The following is a 15,442-nucleotide window of genomic DNA, read 5'->3' as shown; positions in this document are numbered from 1 at the left end:
TATTAATTTGCAATTTTATCGAGTGTGTATTTTATAAGATTTTCAATAACTTCTGTAGGGTTTTTGCTAAAAGTTCCTGAAGCCCTGTTAGCTATAATGGCATTTAGTGATATGGCATGATGCCCCATAAGTTTTGCTAAGCCATATATGGCAGATGTTTCCATCTCTAAGTTTGTTATACGTATTCCCTTAAAATTAAAATCGTCCATTTTATTATTTAAGTTGGAATCTTGAATTGGTAATCGTAAAATACGCCCTTGGGGACCATAAAAACCACCTGCAGTAGCTGTTAATCCTTTGTGAGTTTTATCACTCTCAAATTGTTTTTCAAGTAAATCGCTATTTTTTATAACAATGGGTTTTGCTTTATTTTCACTCCAATTAGTTTGCTTTATAAAAGCGTCTTCTATATCTGGATTGTTAATTGTGTTTATTTGGTAGGCGTGGAGCATACCATTAAGATCCAAACCAAAAGAACTTAAAAGAAATGAATCTATAGGAATGTCTTTTTGTAAAGAACCGGAGGTACCTACTCTAATGATATTAAGACTTGTAATTAGCTGCTTTGGAGTTTTGGTAGTTAAATCAATATTAAAAAGAGCATCTAATTCGTTTAAAACAATATCTATATTATCTGGGCCAATTCCAGTAGAAATGACTGTGATACGTTTACCTTTATAATGTCCAGTTTGTGTCTTAAACTCGCGTTTTTGGATTGAAAATTCAATACTTTCAAAATGCTTTGTTACTTTTTCAACGCGATCTTGATCACCAACGAAAATAATGGTATTTGAAACATTTTCAGATTTTAAATTTAAATGATAAACACTACCATCTGGATTTAATATTAACTCAGAATCCTTAATAGGCATTTAATACAGTTTTTACGAGTTTATTCTGCTTCTTGTTAAAGTGATAATCGAATTTTTTGAGACCTCCATAAATCATATTGTTATCAATTTCGACGGCGAAGTTGTGTTGGCCTAACAAGGCTTCATGTCCTTTTCTGTTTAGTGTTAAAAGGTGTTCTTCTTTTGTAAAAAACACACTGAGTTTTTCTATAATTCTGGAAATTTGTAAATCCCCAAAACCATAATACCCTTGGTAGTTAAGGGTGTAGCCTAATAAATGATGCTTAGATTTTATAGTGTTATTTTTAACGATTTCAAGAATGTTCTTTTCTAAAACATTTAAGCCATAAGTCGAATTTGGAAAACGCTCTAAGTGTGCTTTTAAACAATTGCTTAAGTATTTGAATGATGATACTGTTATTATGTAAGGTTTTAATAAGTTATGGTCTTTACCGCAATAAATACCCCAGATGGTTTTAGCTAAATCTAAATCTTGAGAATTTAATGTCACTCTTTTTTTATAGTGATCTATTAATTGTTCTGAATTAAGTTCTGGTAAACCTTTCAACGTTTTAGTGCCTTCAATTCTACCGCTACAAACAAGAGAAATAGGAAGATTAATTTTCTTTTGCAGAATAAGATTAATAACAGCAATCATATTGATATGGCAAAACAAATCATATTCAAACCAGAGAATAATTTCTGAGTATTCTTTGTAAGCATCTAGTTTGTTTAATTCAAATTTAATTTTGTCTGTATCCAACTCAATATCATAAAACTCACTAAAAAATGATTTTCTGATATCTAAAAATTTTTCAGAATTTATCTCTATAATAGTAGGGCCTTCACAAAGCATTTCCTGCCAAGTAAGTTTTTCGCCAACGATGTCTAATTCATTTAGGTAGTTTGTTAATACATCGCCATTTGTAATATTAAGTGGTTGTTTGTCCATAATTACCCTCCAACACGTTTTACATTAAACCCTTTATCTTGAAGCATTTTCATTATTTTATCACGATAATCACCTTGTATAATAATTTTATCGTTTTTAAAACTCCCCCCAACACTTAGTGTTGTTTTAATGTCTTTAGCTAAAGCTTTAAAGTCTTCATTAGCACCAGTATAGCCTTCTAATATGGTAATTGGTTTGCCTTTGCGTTTTTCATATTTGCAAATAATGGGGGCATCTTGCATCCATATTTTAGAAGCTTCACTATGGTTTTCTTCAGACTCTGTAGGAACATGATCTGGAAACAGATTTTTTAATTGGTCTTGTATATCCATTTTTAGTATTCAGTGTTCAGTAAGCGGTGTACTGTGTTCAGTTACAAAAACAGTCGAGTAAGAAGCTGTTTATTTAGCACAGAACATTACTTACCGGATATTATTTTTTAATAAGCCCTAATTCTAATAATCGTTCATTTAAAAATTCACCAGCGGTTATATCTTCAAATGATTTAGGGTTATTCTCGTCAATACAATTTTCTAATACATCTAATTTCATGTCACTTATGGGGTGCATAAAAAATGGAATAGAGTATCGTGATGTTCCCCAAAGTTCTTTTGGAGGGTTTATTACACGATGTATTGTAGATTTCAGCTTGTTATTGGTGTGTCTTGAGAGCATATCGCCTACATTAATCATAAGCTCATCGGGTTGTGCTATGGCATCAATCCATTCGCCTTTATGGTTTTGTACTTGTAAACCCCGACCTTGGGCTCCCATTAATAACGTTATTAGGTTAATATCGCCGTGCGCAGCAGCTCGAACCGCTTCTTTAGGTTCTTCTGTAATGGGTGGGTAATGAATGGGTCTTAAAATAGAATTTCCATTATGAATAAATGCATCAAAATAAGTCTCTTCTAGTCCTAAATGTAATGACAAGGCACGTAATACATACTTAGCTGTTTTTTCAAGCATTTTATATGTCTCTTTGCCTATGGTGTTAAATTCTGGAAGTTCAGAAACTATAACGTTTTTTGGGTATTCTGCTTCTAGCTTAGGGTTGTCTTCAACATATTGTCCAAAATGCCAAAACTCTTTTAAGTCACCTTCTTTTTTGCCTTTAGCACTTTCTTTACCGAAAGATACATAACCTCGTTGTCCGCCTATTCCCGGAATTTCATAGTGTTGTTTTGTTTCGGTTGGTAAGCTAAAAAAATTCTTAACTTCATTATATAAGTTATTAACCAATGTGTCATCTAAAAAATGACCTTTTAAAGCAACGAATCCAATTTCTTCGTAGGCTTTTCCAATGGCATCAACAAATTTTTGCTTTTTTGTAGGATTGTCTGAAATAAAATCACTTAAATCTACACTCGGTATACTAGTCATGAGTTAATATTTAACATGGATGTTCTACAAATGTACAAAAACATTGCAAAGTTTAGGGTACTGTATTTTATACAATTATTATATTATTTTTACCTTTTTATGGTATATTTGATGAGATAATATATTCATTTTATGACTAAAGAACTTACATCAATTGCTATAGAATATCATATTGAAAACCTGGACAAAGATGTGTTAATACAGTTGTATAAAGGCATGTTAAAACCTAGGTTAATAGAGGAAAAGATGCTCATTTTACTGAGACAAGGTAAAATAAGTAAATGGTTTTCCGGTATTGGGCAAGAAGCCATCGCTGTTGGTGTTACCATGGCATTAAATAAAGAAGAGTATATCTTACCAATGCATAGAAATTTAGGTGTGTTTACCTCTCGTAATATTCCGTTACATAGATTGTTTGGCCAGTGGCAAGGCAAAGCCTCAGGTTTTACAAAAGGAAGAGATCGATCTTTCCATTTTGGAACTCAGGAGTATAAAATAGTTGGTATGATTTCTCATTTGGGGCCACAATTAGGTGTTGCAGATGGTATTGCTTTGGCGTCGAAGTTAAAAAACAAAAATGAGGTTACGGCAGTTTTTACAGGAGAAGGAGGGACTAGTGAAGGCGATTTTCATGAGGCATTAAATGTAGCTTCCGTATGGCAGTTACCGGTTTTATTTTGTGTTGAAAACAATGGATATGGACTGTCGACACCAACAAAAGAGCAATACAATTGTGCTAATATAGCAGATAGAGGTTTGGGATATGGTATGGAATCGCATATTATAGATGGAAATAATATTGTTGAAGTTTATACAAAAGTTAATGCACTAGCACAGAGTATAAGAGAGAACCCAAGACCAGTTTTACTAGAGTTTAAAACATTTAGAATGCGTGGTCATGAAGAAGCCAGTGGTGTAAAATATGTTCCGAAAGAACTCATGGATGATTGGGCTATAAAAGACCCGGTTCTAAATTTTGAAACATTCCTAAAAGAGAATGACTTTTTAAGTAAATCGGAAAGTACTTCTATTAAAGCCAAAATTATTGAAGAAATCAATAAAAATCTAGATATCGCTTTTGCGGAAGAAGCTATAATTTCAAGTGAAATAATCGAATTAGATGATGTTTACCATGAATTTGATTATAAGGAGTTTAAAGAAATAAAAAACACAAAAGAAATTCGTTTTATTGATGCAATTTCAGATAGTTTAAAGCAAAGTATGGAACGGCATGATGATTTGGTAATCATGGGTCAGGATATTGCTGAATACGGAGGTGCGTTTAAAATAACTGCGGGATTTATCGAGCAATTTGGGAAAGCCCGTGTGCGTAATACACCCATTTGCGAATCTGCCATTGTAGAAACCGCTATGGGATTATCTATAGCCGGTATTAAAAGTATTGTTGAAATGCAGTTTGCAGATTTTGTAACATCGGGGTTTAATCCGGTGGTTAATTATTTGGCTAAATCGCATTACAGGTGGGGACAACAAGCAGATGTTGTCATTAGAATGCCTTGTGGTGGTGGTGTGGCAGCAGGTCCTTTTCATTCGCAAACAAATGAAGCTTGGTTTACAAAAACACCAGGTTTAAAAGTCGTTTACCCTGCGTTCCCTTATGATGCCAAAGGTTTGTTAGCTACAGCAATTAATGATCCTAATCCGGTTTTATTTTTTGAGCATAAGGGCTTATATAGAAGCATTCGTCAGGAAGTTCCAGCAGATTACTATACTTTACCTTTTGGGAAAGCCTCTTTGATAAAAGAAGGTCACGATGTTACTATTATTAGTTATGGCGCTGCTGTTCATTGGGCTTTAGAAACTTTGGAAAATAATCCTGAAATTTCAGCAGATTTAATTGATTTACGGACTCTCCAGCCTTTAGATACGGAAACGATATATAAATCGGTTAAAAAAACTGGGAAGGCTATTGTTTTGCATGAGGACTCTTTGTTTGGCGGTATTGCCAGTGATATTTCCGCGCTTATTATGGAACATTGTTTCGAATTTCTTGATGCTCCAGTAAAACGTGTTGCCAGTATGGAAACACCTATACCGTTTGTAAGTCAATTAGAAACGCAATATCTTTCTAAAAATAAGTTTGAACCCGCATTGAAAAGTCTTTTGGAGTATTAGAATAATAGTAACAAATGGAAAATCTTTTAGAAACGTTTGTAAATGCATTTTCTGGAACTGTAGATTGGACTGTTAAATCGATATTTTTTAATGTGCCTTGGTATACTAATTATTTCTGGGGTTTAGTTTTTATATCTATTGTTGTTTGGCTTTTAGAAATAGTATTTCCTTGGCGAAAGGAACAGGCTATTTTTCGGAAAGGCTTTTGGATAGATGCTATTTATATGTTCTTCAATTTTTTCGTTTTTTCGATTATTATAAGTGGTGTTTATGCCGTTCTGGAACAGTTTTTTTCGAGTATTGGAATTACCATGCAATCTGTTGCCTTGTTAGATTTAAAAATACTGCCGGTTTGGGGGCAACTTTTAGTGTTTTTTTTGGTGTTAGATTTTGTGCAATGGTTTACGCATGTATTGTTACATAGGTTTAATGTTTTGTGGCGTTTTCATAAAGTACACCATTCGGTAAAAGAAATGGGGTTTGCAGCCCATTTGCGGTACCATTGGATGGAAAATGTTTTCTATAAACCTCTTAAGATATTTGCTGTTATGCTACTTGGTGGTTTTGAACCGCAACAAGCCTTCATTGTGCATTTTATGGCTATTGCCATTGGGCATTTAAACCATGCGAATGTCAAGTTTACTTACGGACCATTAAAATATATTTTTAACAACCCTGTTATGCATTTATATCATCATGCGTATACATTACCTGAAGAACGTCGTTATGGTGTTAACTTCGGAATTAGTTTAAGCCTTTGGGATTATATTTTTAAAACGAATTATATTCCAGAAACCAGTGGAGAATTAACTTTAGGATATTCTGATGATACAAAAATGCCTAAAAACTTCTTTATCCAGTTGCTTTATGGGTTTAGGAGAAACGATTAGTTAAGCGTTTCGATAATAATTTTTATCTTTTCTTCCTATGATTAAAAACTTATATATCGCAATAATTACCATTTTAGTCTTTTTTAATTGTAAAGAAAAAGAAAATGACGAAGTTATTTATGAATGGAAAACCATAGATGTTACTGCATCGGCTTATAATTCATTAGCATATCAAACCAATTCGAATCCAAGTATTACTGCTTTTGGAGACAGTTTAAAACCTGGAATGACATGTATTGCCGTATCCAGAGATTTGCTTAAAATGGGGTTAAAGCATAATACTCCTGTTAAGATAGAAGGTTTTGACAGTATTTATTTGGTTAAAGATAAAATGAATGCGCGTTGGGAAAAGCACATAGATATTTATATGGGAACAGATGTAAAAGCGGCAAGAGATTGGGGTAGAAGAGAGGTGGTTATTTCTTATGGTGTTTTAAAGGGAGAATAAATTATATACTTAAAAGAAGACACGAATTGCACGAATTTTCACTAATTAATCTGTATTATATGTTAGTGAAAAAACATATAATTATTAAGACAACAGATTCGTGTAAATTAGTGTAATTCGTGTCTTAATTTTTATTTAGTTTCTGCTTCCGAAAGTATAAAAGGATAGGCATCTTTGACCTGTTTTAATTCCTGTTTTGATAGTTTATCTGAAGGCTTTTTAAGTACATTTAGACTGTAGGTATTCCTTAACTCATAATATGCTTTTGAGAGTTCATCTTGTACAGTAATAAATTGTTTGTAAGAGGTCTGTCTATCGTTTTGCAAAGATATAACGGCCTTTTTGGGGTTATCTGATGCATTCGTGCTTTTTGTTCCGCTACAATAACTACAAGTACCATCTCCATTATTGTCTAAAAAGTTTTTAGCTATTTCTTTTAATTCATCAATAGTAATAATGTTATCTTTTATCATGATCTCATCATTATTGTTTATTAGAATGCGAAGTATGTTACGTTCATGAATAGTGTTTGTACAATCCATTCCAGGAGGGCATTCTTCAGGAAGTGATCTGTTTATACCTTCATCTGAAGATATTGTAGCTGTAACAAGAAAAAAGATGAGTAATAAAAATGCAATGTCTGCCATAGAACCTGCATTTACCTCAGGCATTAGTTTTGAATGTCTCATAATTATAGATTTAAATGTTAATATGATGAGGAAGTAACAAAAACAGTACCGTAAAAAATATAGTATAGCAAGCACTAGGGAAGCATTAATGAATAAATATCAAGGGTTAGCCTTATATATGTAAAGGAAGTTCCTTATTCGTTTTTTTGAAATCTTATCTAATTTTAGATAAATTTTTAATTAGATAAATATTATGGTGACAACCATAGCGTCAAAGGATATTATAAAGTTAATATACTTGAACCCCATATTTGGTAATAGGCTAACTTTAAAAGAAACAGTATTAAATATAAGGTTAATAACAAAATTATTATTACTGATTCTTATTATAAGTAGCACAAAATCATTGGCACAAACTACAGTATCTTCAAAAATAGCATCGAGTTTTGGAGATTCTGAGGAACGATGGACAGATAATTTTGTTTGGATTGATGGGGGCGATTTAGACTTTGAGCTCAATATGGAAGTAGGACTACATTTTGAAAACTTGAATATACCAAGTGGAGTAACTATCAATAGTGCTTATATTCAATTTACAGCCGATGAAGTGAATACTGGGATATCAACACTAAACATTTATGCTGAAGCTGTAGATAACCCTTTAATTTGGACATCTAATAGTGGAGATATCTCGGCTAGGACAAAAACTACAGTTTATGAGCAATGGTCACCACCTGATTGGAATACAATAGGAGAAAGAGGTAATGCTCAGAAAACTTCTGATATATCTTCTGTGATACAGGAAATTGTAGATAGACCCGGATATTCTAGCAGTAATGCAATTAACATTATTATATCCTACGTTGCTGGAACTAGAAGGGCAGATTCTTATGATGCAGGTGTTCTTAGTTCTGTACCAGAACTATTTGTAAGTTATAGTGATGCTCAAGAACCAACAGCACCTACATTATCCAGTCAGACGCAAACCGATACAACTGTCGATCTAAACTGGACAGCATCGACAGATAATGTAGCGGTAACAGGCTATAGGGTTTATAAAGATGGCATATTAGAAACTACGTTAGGCAATGTGTTAACCTATCAAGTAACAGGTCTTACTGCTTCAACCTCTTATGACTTTAAAGTAACTGCTCTGGATGCTGCCAATAATGAAAGTGTTGATAGTAACACGTTAAATATTGCAACAAATACTTCTTCAGGAGGTGGTTCTGGAAATTGGACTTTAAACAACCAGAATGTATATTATAATGCAGGTAATGTAGGTATAGGAACTTCAACGCCAGATGAAAAACTGGCTGTTAATGGTAGCATTCACACCAAAGAAGTACGTGTAAATTTGGATAATTGGAGTGATTTTGTTTTCGAGAAAGATTACAAACTACCCTCTTTAGAAGAAGTAGAAAACCATATAAAAGAAAAAGGACATTTAAAAGATATTCCAAGTGCAAAGGAAGTAGAAGAAAAAGGCGTCTTCTTAGGAGAAATGGATTCTAAATTGCTGCAAAAGATTGAAGAACTAACGCTTTATACAATACAACAACAAAAAGAAATTCAAAAACAAGAAAAAGAAATTGAAGAACTAAAATTGTTGGTTGGAAAATTAATCGAATCTAAAAAATAATATCTTAGATGCTTGAAAAATAGATTAATAAACATAACGCTTTAACCGCTTCCAATCATCATCATGCGAATTCTTAAAGCTAGATATGATTCTATTGGAAAATAAATTTTCTTGAGTGATACTATTTAAGTGTCTAGATATTACGGTAGTTGATTTCATTTTTTTGATTATTTGATTGATAAACTTGTTTTAAAAGACGTTACTTATCTGTAACGTCTTTTGCTGTTCCAATTGTAACTTTTTGTATGACGTAAAGTTGTACTTAATTGATTGCTGTTTAATGTTCTCATGATTTCTTTTTAATTTTGATTGATTGATTGATTGATGCTTTTGTAATATTAAAATGACTTATCTGTAACGTCTTTTATTATTCCATTGGTTGCTTTTAGTACCTGTTAATGTTCCACTTATTTGATTACTGTTTAATGTTCTCATAATTGTTGTTTTTTAATGCTGAAATAAGTTCAGCACAAGTTGATTTATACTAGATAGACGAGCAGAATCATAAAATGTTACAGTACTATGCATAACAAAGTAGTAAATTAACATATTTTAACTATTTTAACTGGATTACGGTAAGTAATAACTGATTTTTTAGACTCTTTAAATACTTTAGGAATGATTTTTGTGTTAAATGAATACAAAATATTCAATAATTGTAGATATATTTTAAGATAAAAAATATCTTTGAAGTATATTATACTCATTAATTCGATAAAATAATAAAAAATAAGTGAGACTTTATTTTTCATTTTTTGTAAGCTTATTGTTTTCGTTATCGGCTTATGCTCAGATTGATACGAAAACAAAATCTATTGCTATTCCCGCAGTGAAAAGTAAAAAGGATTCATTGGATACCAATTTATTACTGCCCTCAAAATCAACGAATAGTAACACAAATATCAACAGTGTAAACACGCCTCGTGTGTCTACAAATCTTAATATGCCGAAAAAAGAGTTTTCGATGTTTCCAAGTGAAGAATTTGGTAACCCTGGAGAACTTTATGTGGATAGAATCAACAAAAGTTTAGATCACTTAAAGTTAAGTGAAGAAGAGTTGGAAATGAAAAATGGTAGTAGCACAGATCAGTACTTTGGTGATTTTAAAAGTAAGGCAAAGTTTGTAAATGTTGTATACCGGGATCATGGTTATGTTGACGGTGATGTTATACAGGTTTTAGTAAATGATGATGTTATTCATGCCAGAGTATTTTTAACAAGTGGTTTTAAAGGGTTTAAACTCGATTTACAAAAAGGTTTTAATAAGATAGATTTTTTAGCTTTAAATCAGGGAGAGTCTGGACCAAATACGGCAGAATTTCGAGTTGTAGACGATTTAGGTAATTTAGTATCTGCTAACCGCTGGAACCTAGCTAAAGGAGTAAAGGCGACTATTATTATTGTTAAAGAATGATATTTGATTAAGAAACGATCCCGTCAATTAACTTTAGCTCACCCTCATCAAACTTCAAATTATCTAAAGCTTTCAAATTTTCTTTTAGCTGATCGGGAGAACTAGCACCAATAAGTACCGAAGCGACTTGAGGTTGTCTTAAAATCCATGCAATAGCCATTTGTGACAATTTTTGTCCACGTTCTTGAGCTATCGTATTTAATCGCTGTATTTTTTCAATATTACTGTTAACAGTTTCTGTATTTAAATACGTTAAATCTTTTGCTGCTCTGGAATCTTTTGGAATGCCTTTTAAGTATTTATCGGTAAGCATGCCTTGTGCCAATGGAGAAAAAGCAATACAACCTACACCATTTTGTTCTAAAGTATTTAAAAGGCCATCTTCAACCCAACGTTCAAACATAGAATAACGTGCTTGGTGCAAGATGAATGGCACATTTAATCTTTTTAAAATCTCGGCAGCTTCTTGAGTCTCTTTTGGTTTGTAATTAGAAATACCAACGTAGAGAGCTTTTCCCTGTCGTACAATATCAGCTAAAGCCCCCATAGTTTCTTCTAGGGGAGTATCTGGGTCTGGTCTGTGATGATAAAAAATATCCACATAATCTAACCCCATGCGCATTAAACTTTGATCTAAACTCGAGATTAAATACTTTCTTGAGCCTAAATTCCCATAGGGTCCGGGCCACATATCATATCCAGCCTTAGACGCTATAAACAACTCATCTCTGTAAGCTTTAAAATCAGTTTTTAAAATGGTTCCGAAATTTTCTTCGGCAGAACCGTATGGAGGTCCATAATTATTAGCCAAATCAAAATGAGTAATCCCTAAATCGAAAGCACATCTTAATATATTTCTAGCATTTTGGATGTTGTCAATAAATCCGAAATTGTGCCATAACCCTAACGAAATTGCAGGTAAAAGAACGCCACTCTTTCCAGATCTATTATATTTCATGATGTTATATCGTTGGTCGGATGCTTGATATGCTTTGGTTCCTGATTTATCGTTAATGTGCATTGTTTAATTTTTATGAATTGTAAATGTATAAATTTGTTTTAGATTTATGCAAATAAAAAGAGGCTATAAAGATTATAAGCGTTCATTGTGAGGCTTTGCAAAAGCCGCGACAATCTGTTAAAAGATTACCACGTCGCCCCGGTTCCGATGATTATCGGAATCGGGACTCCTCGTAATGACGTACAATTTTAGCTTTATAGCCTCCTTTTTAAATCAGGTGTTTAATCTTTCAAAGGTTGTTCGAGATCTTTTTTTAAGTGTTTGGCATAAAAGCCCATCATAGATTTGTAAAGCGCAATACTATTTTCTTCTTTACCAAATCCGTGACCTTCATCATATTTAACCATATAAGGTACATCAAAGCCTCTAGCGCGCAGGGCACTTACAATTTGATCGGATTCATCTATATTAACTCTTGGGTCGTTAGCTCCTTGAACTACAAAAAGAGGTTTCTTAATTTTATCTATATGGTATACTGGAGATACTTCTTCCATAATAGCTTTTTCTTCAGGAATATCTTCATCGTACCATATTTCTTTAATAATCTTTAAATAAGGTTTCCAGTAAGGAGGGATGGTTTTCATAAAAGTAAATAAATTTGAAACCCCAACATAATCAACACCACAAGCATATAAATCCGGAGTTTTAGTTAACCCACGTAATACAGCATATCCACCATGGCTACCACCATAAATAGCAGTATTGTCTTTGTCTACCCATCCTTGTTCTGCTACATATTGAAGTCCGTCTTCAACATCGTCCATCGCTTTTCTACCAATTTGTTTAAAACCGGATTCTAAGAATTCCCGACCATAGCCTCCTGAAATTCTAAAATTTACTTGTAAAGTGGCATAACCACGACTAGCAAAAAGCTGTGCTTCGGGATTAAAGCCCCATGAATCTCTAATGCCTTGAGGTCCACCATGTGGATTAACAATTACCGGCACTTTTTTACCTTCAAGAGCCTCTTTAGGTAAAGTAATGTAACCGTGAATGGTGATGCCATCTCTACTTTTAAAAGTAATAGGACGCATTTCAGCCATATCTTTTTCAATAAGATTAGGCATTAAGTTATATAGTAATTTGAACGTATCTTTTTTAGCATCGTATGCATAGTAAGTTCCATATAATTTATCGCTTTGAAGAAAGATTAGATATTTACTTTCATCATCAGTTATATCTGCAATAGAATAGTTATAGCCTGAAAACTTAGCTGTAATTTTATGATGTAGTTTTTTATAATAGTCGCTAACAGGGACAATTACTCTTTTTTCTCCTTGATAAGAAAAATAATCTAACTCATACCCTCTGTGTCTTGATAATCTTAAACCAGAAGCATCATAGCTTTCATTAGAAAAAAGCTTTTTTATAAGCTTGTCCTCTTTTAAATCATATAAAAGTATTTGTGTTTTATCGCTTTCTAAATTCGATGTTACATAAGCTTCATGAGGATTCTCTGATGCATAATTAAATGACGAAATATTAAAATTATCTTTCCAGCTGAGTTGCTTTTTTAACTCGTAGTTTTCCCCATCTAGGGTATAGTATAAATCGATGTTTACGCCATCTCGAAGTTTAGCAAACCCTCTTAATTTGCCATCTTTATCGAAAACATAGCTATTTATTGGGTTGGCAACATCCTCATTTTTATATAATTGTTCTAAATCTCCGGTTACAATATTTATCTTATAAGGTTCGAAAATCTGAGGATTATTTTTATTCATCGAGATAATCATATGATCTTTATCCTCTTTAAGGCTTTGTAAGATGTTTACTTTAACGCCTTCAAAAGGTGTTAGTTCTTTTTGATCTGTACCATCAATATTTACAGCAAACAAATGATAATCTTCATTACCTCCTTTATCCATCACATAAAATAACCTACTGTCGTTTGCCCATCCATAGCCACGAATTAGCTCTTCTTTTTCTTCTATAACTCTTATAACTTCTTCGGTTTCCAGGTTTTTAACATACACATGGTTTTTTGTGTTGTCGTCTTTTTCTCTGTATGATAAGTATGTGCCATTTGGAGAGAATCTAAATGTTCTTGCTTTGGGTCTTGCAAAGTAATCTTCAACAGAATACTTGTAATTAGTAGGATTCCAATTAGCTAGTTTTTCTAAATCTGCATCAGATGTTGGTAATGCAGTATTTCCAGGAAGTGTTTTTTCTGTTTTTGTTAAGGATAGGGGAAACTCCTTACCACCTTGATAAAATGTTCCTGTAAGTGTGTTTTCTTTTAACGCAGCAATAAATTTAATTCCTGCCTTATTAAGTTTAATAGTAACCGTATCGTTAACGAAAAGCGTTTCATCCATTGGGATACTGGTAGCACCTTGCGAAGGACTGCCCATGGTTGAACTATAACCAGTGCCTTCGTTTTTAATATCGAAAATTAAAGGCATTTCAGTTCCTTGTACCGATAATTTTCCTTGCCAAGAACCAGTTAGGTCTTGGGCTTTTACTTGATAACTGAGACATAAAAATAGAAATAGTGTCCCACTTAGTTTTGCAAAATTAGTTTTCATTTTAATGATTGATATTTGAGTTAGATATTATTTTTAATACGATTATGCCGCATTATAAGACCATGTTTCTTCTGTTAGAAGAAAAAAGGCGTATTTTGTTACAGTAATGTATTAAAAATATTACACAACAAAAAATCAATTCCTAATCTCAGATAATTTTGTAGTTAATTCATCTTTTATAGTACTATTTGAAGCACTAAGTGGCAATTGGTTTGTATTTAATAAATTGGGAGATTCTAACGGATTATCACTTAAATCGTAAAAAGCTTCAGAACCATCATAAAAACTAATATACTTATGAGTATTATTTCTAATAGTATAGTCACTTCCGCTTGTTTTTCCAATTTCAGTATATGTATAATCTCTTGACGTTGTACCCGAATCGGATAGTAATGCTTTAAAGCTTTTACTATCGTTAATTTCAGTAATATCAATTCCTGCTATGTTCGCTACAGTAGCGAACAAATCGGTTGTATTTATTAAAGCATCTTCGGTAGTATTAATTCGAGTAACACCTTTACCCGAAATAATCATTGGTACATTTACACCACCTTGATATACCGATCCTTTAGCACGCATAGAAGCATATTCTTGTACTACTTGGTTTGGGGTGCCATTATCCCCAATAAAAATGATAATTGTATTATCTTTTTCTTCTTGCGACATAGAATTTATTAATCGTCCCATTTCAGTATCTAAAGCTTCAATAGCAGCCATGTAATAGGGGAGCGGGTTTGCATCGATACTAGTTTGATCTGATGGTAATGCTCCTTGCGAATGCAAATCATTAGGAGGTAAGTGAAAAGGCGTATGTGGTGCATTATAAGCTAGCCATAAAAACCATGGTTTTGTTTGACTGTCCACCCAGTCTATAGCTAAATCTGTTAGTTTTGTGGTAATGTATTCTGTTGAAGTTGTTGTAGTACCATTTATATTTAAACTCCAATTTGTATAAGAGGGTACTCCACCTCCTAAGGTTCCAGCATAATAATCAACTCCCATGTTATTAGGGTGGTTGGCATTATTCGATAGATGCCATTTCCCAATGACTGCATGACTATAAGCAGAATTCGTATTTAAATCTAAATATTTTTGTATTGAGGTTTCAGAAGTAGGTAATGGGTCATCAACTTTGGTAATACCAGTGCGGTACCCATATTTACCAGTTAGTATCCCGGCGCGTGTTGGTGTACAGGTAGGGTTAGACCACAAATTATTAAAACGTATCCCGCTATCCATCAGGTTTTGAAGATTGGACATTTGAGGTTTAATACTTCCTATATTATAACCAGGGGTGGCATCTAAGCCCATATCGTCTGCAATAACTAATAAAATATTGGGGGTTGTACTTTGGTCATTATCTATACCGGTATCGGTATCATCTGTTGTTTCTGTTGAGTTACTGCAAGAATAAAATAATAGTGTTAGAAGGCTAACAAATATATAGCGAGTCATAGGTTTTAACGTTTAATTTTGAAGCAAAAATGCTATTTATTTTCAAGTAAGACTAAAAATAAATAAATAAGTTTAATCAATGTTTAACATATT

14 protein-coding genes are annotated in these 15,442 nt (G+C 32.9%); 5 read left to right on the top strand and 9 right to left on the bottom strand.

The genetic code is table 11. The features are described 5' to 3' along the window. Positions 1–2 precede the first annotated feature (2 nt). The 4 genes from Q4Q35_RS16760 to Q4Q35_RS16745 all read right to left on the bottom strand — a co-directional run bounded on the left by Q4Q35_RS16760 (position 3) and on the right by Q4Q35_RS16745 (position 3,186). Positions 3–872 carry a nucleoside phosphorylase gene (locus Q4Q35_RS16760; RefSeq protein ID WP_303279174.1) on the bottom strand — a complete coding sequence of 290 codons (870 nt, stop codon included), beginning with the start codon at positions 870–872 and terminating at the stop codon, positions 3–5. Beyond that, a complete protein-coding gene (locus Q4Q35_RS16755; protein ID WP_303279173.1) occupies positions 862–1,803 on the bottom strand; it encodes a DUF1835 domain-containing protein in 942 nt (313 codons plus the stop codon). The genes Q4Q35_RS16760 and Q4Q35_RS16755 overlap by 11 nt, the downstream gene beginning before the upstream one ends. A gap of 2 nt (positions 1,804–1,805) precedes the next feature. Beyond that, positions 1,806–2,135, bottom strand: coding sequence for a translation initiation factor (locus tag Q4Q35_RS16750; RefSeq protein WP_303279172.1), 330 nt, complete (start codon positions 2,133–2,135; stop codon positions 1,806–1,808). Positions 2,136–2,235: 100 nt separating this feature from the next. Beyond that, positions 2,236–3,186 carry an isopenicillin N synthase family dioxygenase gene (locus Q4Q35_RS16745; RefSeq protein WP_303279171.1) on the bottom strand — a complete coding sequence of 317 codons (951 nt, stop codon included), beginning with the start codon at positions 3,184–3,186 and terminating at the stop codon, positions 2,236–2,238. A gap of 216 nt (positions 3,187–3,402) precedes the next feature. On the opposite strand from Q4Q35_RS16745, the gene Q4Q35_RS16740 reads away from it, so the two are divergent. The 3 genes from Q4Q35_RS16740 to Q4Q35_RS16730 are packed head-to-tail and all read left to right on the top strand — an operon-like array spanning position 3,403 to position 6,660. Further along, complete coding sequence (locus Q4Q35_RS16740) at positions 3,403–5,322, top strand: alpha-ketoacid dehydrogenase subunit alpha/beta (protein ID WP_437439757.1); 1,920 nt, start codon at positions 3,403–3,405, stop codon at positions 5,320–5,322. A gap of 14 nt (positions 5,323–5,336) precedes the next feature. After that, positions 5,337–6,212 (top strand): sterol desaturase family protein, encoded by an 876-nt coding sequence (locus Q4Q35_RS16735; protein ID WP_303279169.1) that lies wholly within the window; start codon positions 5,337–5,339, stop codon positions 6,210–6,212. A 37-nt stretch (positions 6,213–6,249) separates the two neighbouring features. Beyond that, positions 6,250–6,660, top strand: a complete 411-nt coding sequence (locus Q4Q35_RS16730; RefSeq protein WP_303279168.1) for a 3D domain-containing protein — start codon at positions 6,250–6,252, stop codon at positions 6,658–6,660. A gap of 131 nt (positions 6,661–6,791) precedes the next feature. Here the strand turns inward: Q4Q35_RS16730 and Q4Q35_RS16725 are convergent, their stop codons facing one another. Beyond that, complete coding sequence (locus Q4Q35_RS16725; RefSeq protein WP_303279167.1) at positions 6,792–7,349, bottom strand: ExbD/TolR family protein; 558 nt, start codon at positions 7,347–7,349, stop codon at positions 6,792–6,794. Positions 7,350–7,587: 238 nt separating this feature from the next. Here Q4Q35_RS16725 and Q4Q35_RS16720 point away from each other — a divergent pair, with 238 nt between their 5' ends. Further along, positions 7,588–8,931, top strand: a complete 1,344-nt coding sequence (locus Q4Q35_RS16720; RefSeq protein ID WP_303279166.1) for a fibronectin type III domain-containing protein — start codon at positions 7,588–7,590, stop codon at positions 8,929–8,931. Positions 8,932–8,955: 24 nt separating this feature from the next. Here Q4Q35_RS16720 and Q4Q35_RS16715 read toward each other — a convergent pair whose 3' ends face one another. After that, positions 8,956–9,090, bottom strand: coding sequence for a hypothetical protein (locus tag Q4Q35_RS16715; protein WP_303279165.1), 135 nt, complete (start codon positions 9,088–9,090; stop codon positions 8,956–8,958). Between the two features lie 574 nt (positions 9,091–9,664). Between Q4Q35_RS16715 and Q4Q35_RS16710 the strand changes: the two genes are divergently transcribed. Continuing rightward, positions 9,665–10,345, top strand: a complete 681-nt coding sequence (locus Q4Q35_RS16710) for a hypothetical protein (RefSeq protein ID WP_303279164.1) — start codon at positions 9,665–9,667, stop codon at positions 10,343–10,345. A gap of 7 nt (positions 10,346–10,352) precedes the next feature. Here Q4Q35_RS16710 and mgrA read toward each other — a convergent pair whose 3' ends face one another. The 3 genes from mgrA to Q4Q35_RS16695 all read right to left on the bottom strand — a co-directional run bounded on the left by mgrA (position 10,353) and on the right by Q4Q35_RS16695 (position 15,349). Further along, a complete protein-coding gene (gene mgrA / locus Q4Q35_RS16705) occupies positions 10,353–11,366 on the bottom strand; it encodes an L-glyceraldehyde 3-phosphate reductase (protein ID WP_303279163.1) in 1,014 nt (337 codons plus the stop codon). A 221-nt stretch (positions 11,367–11,587) separates the two neighbouring features. Further along, complete coding sequence (locus Q4Q35_RS16700; RefSeq protein WP_303279162.1) at positions 11,588–13,894, bottom strand: S9 family peptidase; 2,307 nt, start codon at positions 13,892–13,894, stop codon at positions 11,588–11,590. Between the two features lie 135 nt (positions 13,895–14,029). Further along, entirely contained in the window at positions 14,030–15,349 is a 1,320-nt protein-coding gene (locus Q4Q35_RS16695) for a sulfatase-like hydrolase/transferase (protein ID WP_303279161.1), read from the bottom strand. Positions 15,350–15,442: the final 93 nt, after the last annotated feature.

The sequence above is a fragment of the Flavivirga aquimarina genome (assembly GCF_030540835.1).
Lineage (GTDB): Bacteria > Bacteroidota > Bacteroidia > Flavobacteriales > Flavobacteriaceae > Flavivirga > Flavivirga aquimarina.
Note: the sequence above shows the minus strand (reverse complement) of the source record. Positions and strands in the feature narration are given on the sequence as shown.

Excerpts from the sequence above, each read along its gene's own strand:
- Q4Q35_RS16760 (WP_303279174.1), bottom strand. The coding sequence starts at position 872 with ATGCCTATTAAGGATTCTGAGTTAATATTAAATCCAGATGGTAGTGTT.
- Q4Q35_RS16755 (WP_303279173.1), bottom strand. The coding sequence starts at position 1,803 with ATGGACAAACAACCACTTAATATTACAAATGGCGATGTATTAACAAAC.
- Q4Q35_RS16750 (WP_303279172.1), bottom strand. The coding sequence starts at position 2,135 with ATGGATATACAAGACCAATTAAAAAATCTGTTTCCAGATCATGTTCCT.
- Q4Q35_RS16745 (WP_303279171.1), bottom strand. The coding sequence starts at position 3,186 with ATGACTAGTATACCGAGTGTAGATTTAAGTGATTTTATTTCAGACAAT.
- Q4Q35_RS16740 (WP_437439757.1), top strand. The coding sequence starts at position 3,403 with ATGTTAAAACCTAGGTTAATAGAGGAAAAGATGCTCATTTTACTGAGA.
- Q4Q35_RS16735 (WP_303279169.1), top strand. The coding sequence starts at position 5,337 with ATGGAAAATCTTTTAGAAACGTTTGTAAATGCATTTTCTGGAACTGTA.
- Q4Q35_RS16730 (WP_303279168.1), top strand. The coding sequence starts at position 6,250 with ATGATTAAAAACTTATATATCGCAATAATTACCATTTTAGTCTTTTTT.
- Q4Q35_RS16725 (WP_303279167.1), bottom strand. The coding sequence starts at position 7,349 with ATGAGACATTCAAAACTAATGCCTGAGGTAAATGCAGGTTCTATGGCA.
- Q4Q35_RS16715 (WP_303279165.1), bottom strand. The coding sequence starts at position 9,090 with ATGAAATCAACTACCGTAATATCTAGACACTTAAATAGTATCACTCAA.
- mgrA (WP_303279163.1), bottom strand. The coding sequence starts at position 11,366 with ATGCACATTAACGATAAATCAGGAACCAAAGCATATCAAGCATCCGAC.
- Q4Q35_RS16700 (WP_303279162.1), bottom strand. The coding sequence starts at position 13,894 with ATGAAAACTAATTTTGCAAAACTAAGTGGGACACTATTTCTATTTTTA.
- Q4Q35_RS16695 (WP_303279161.1), bottom strand. The coding sequence starts at position 15,349 with ATGACTCGCTATATATTTGTTAGCCTTCTAACACTATTATTTTATTCT.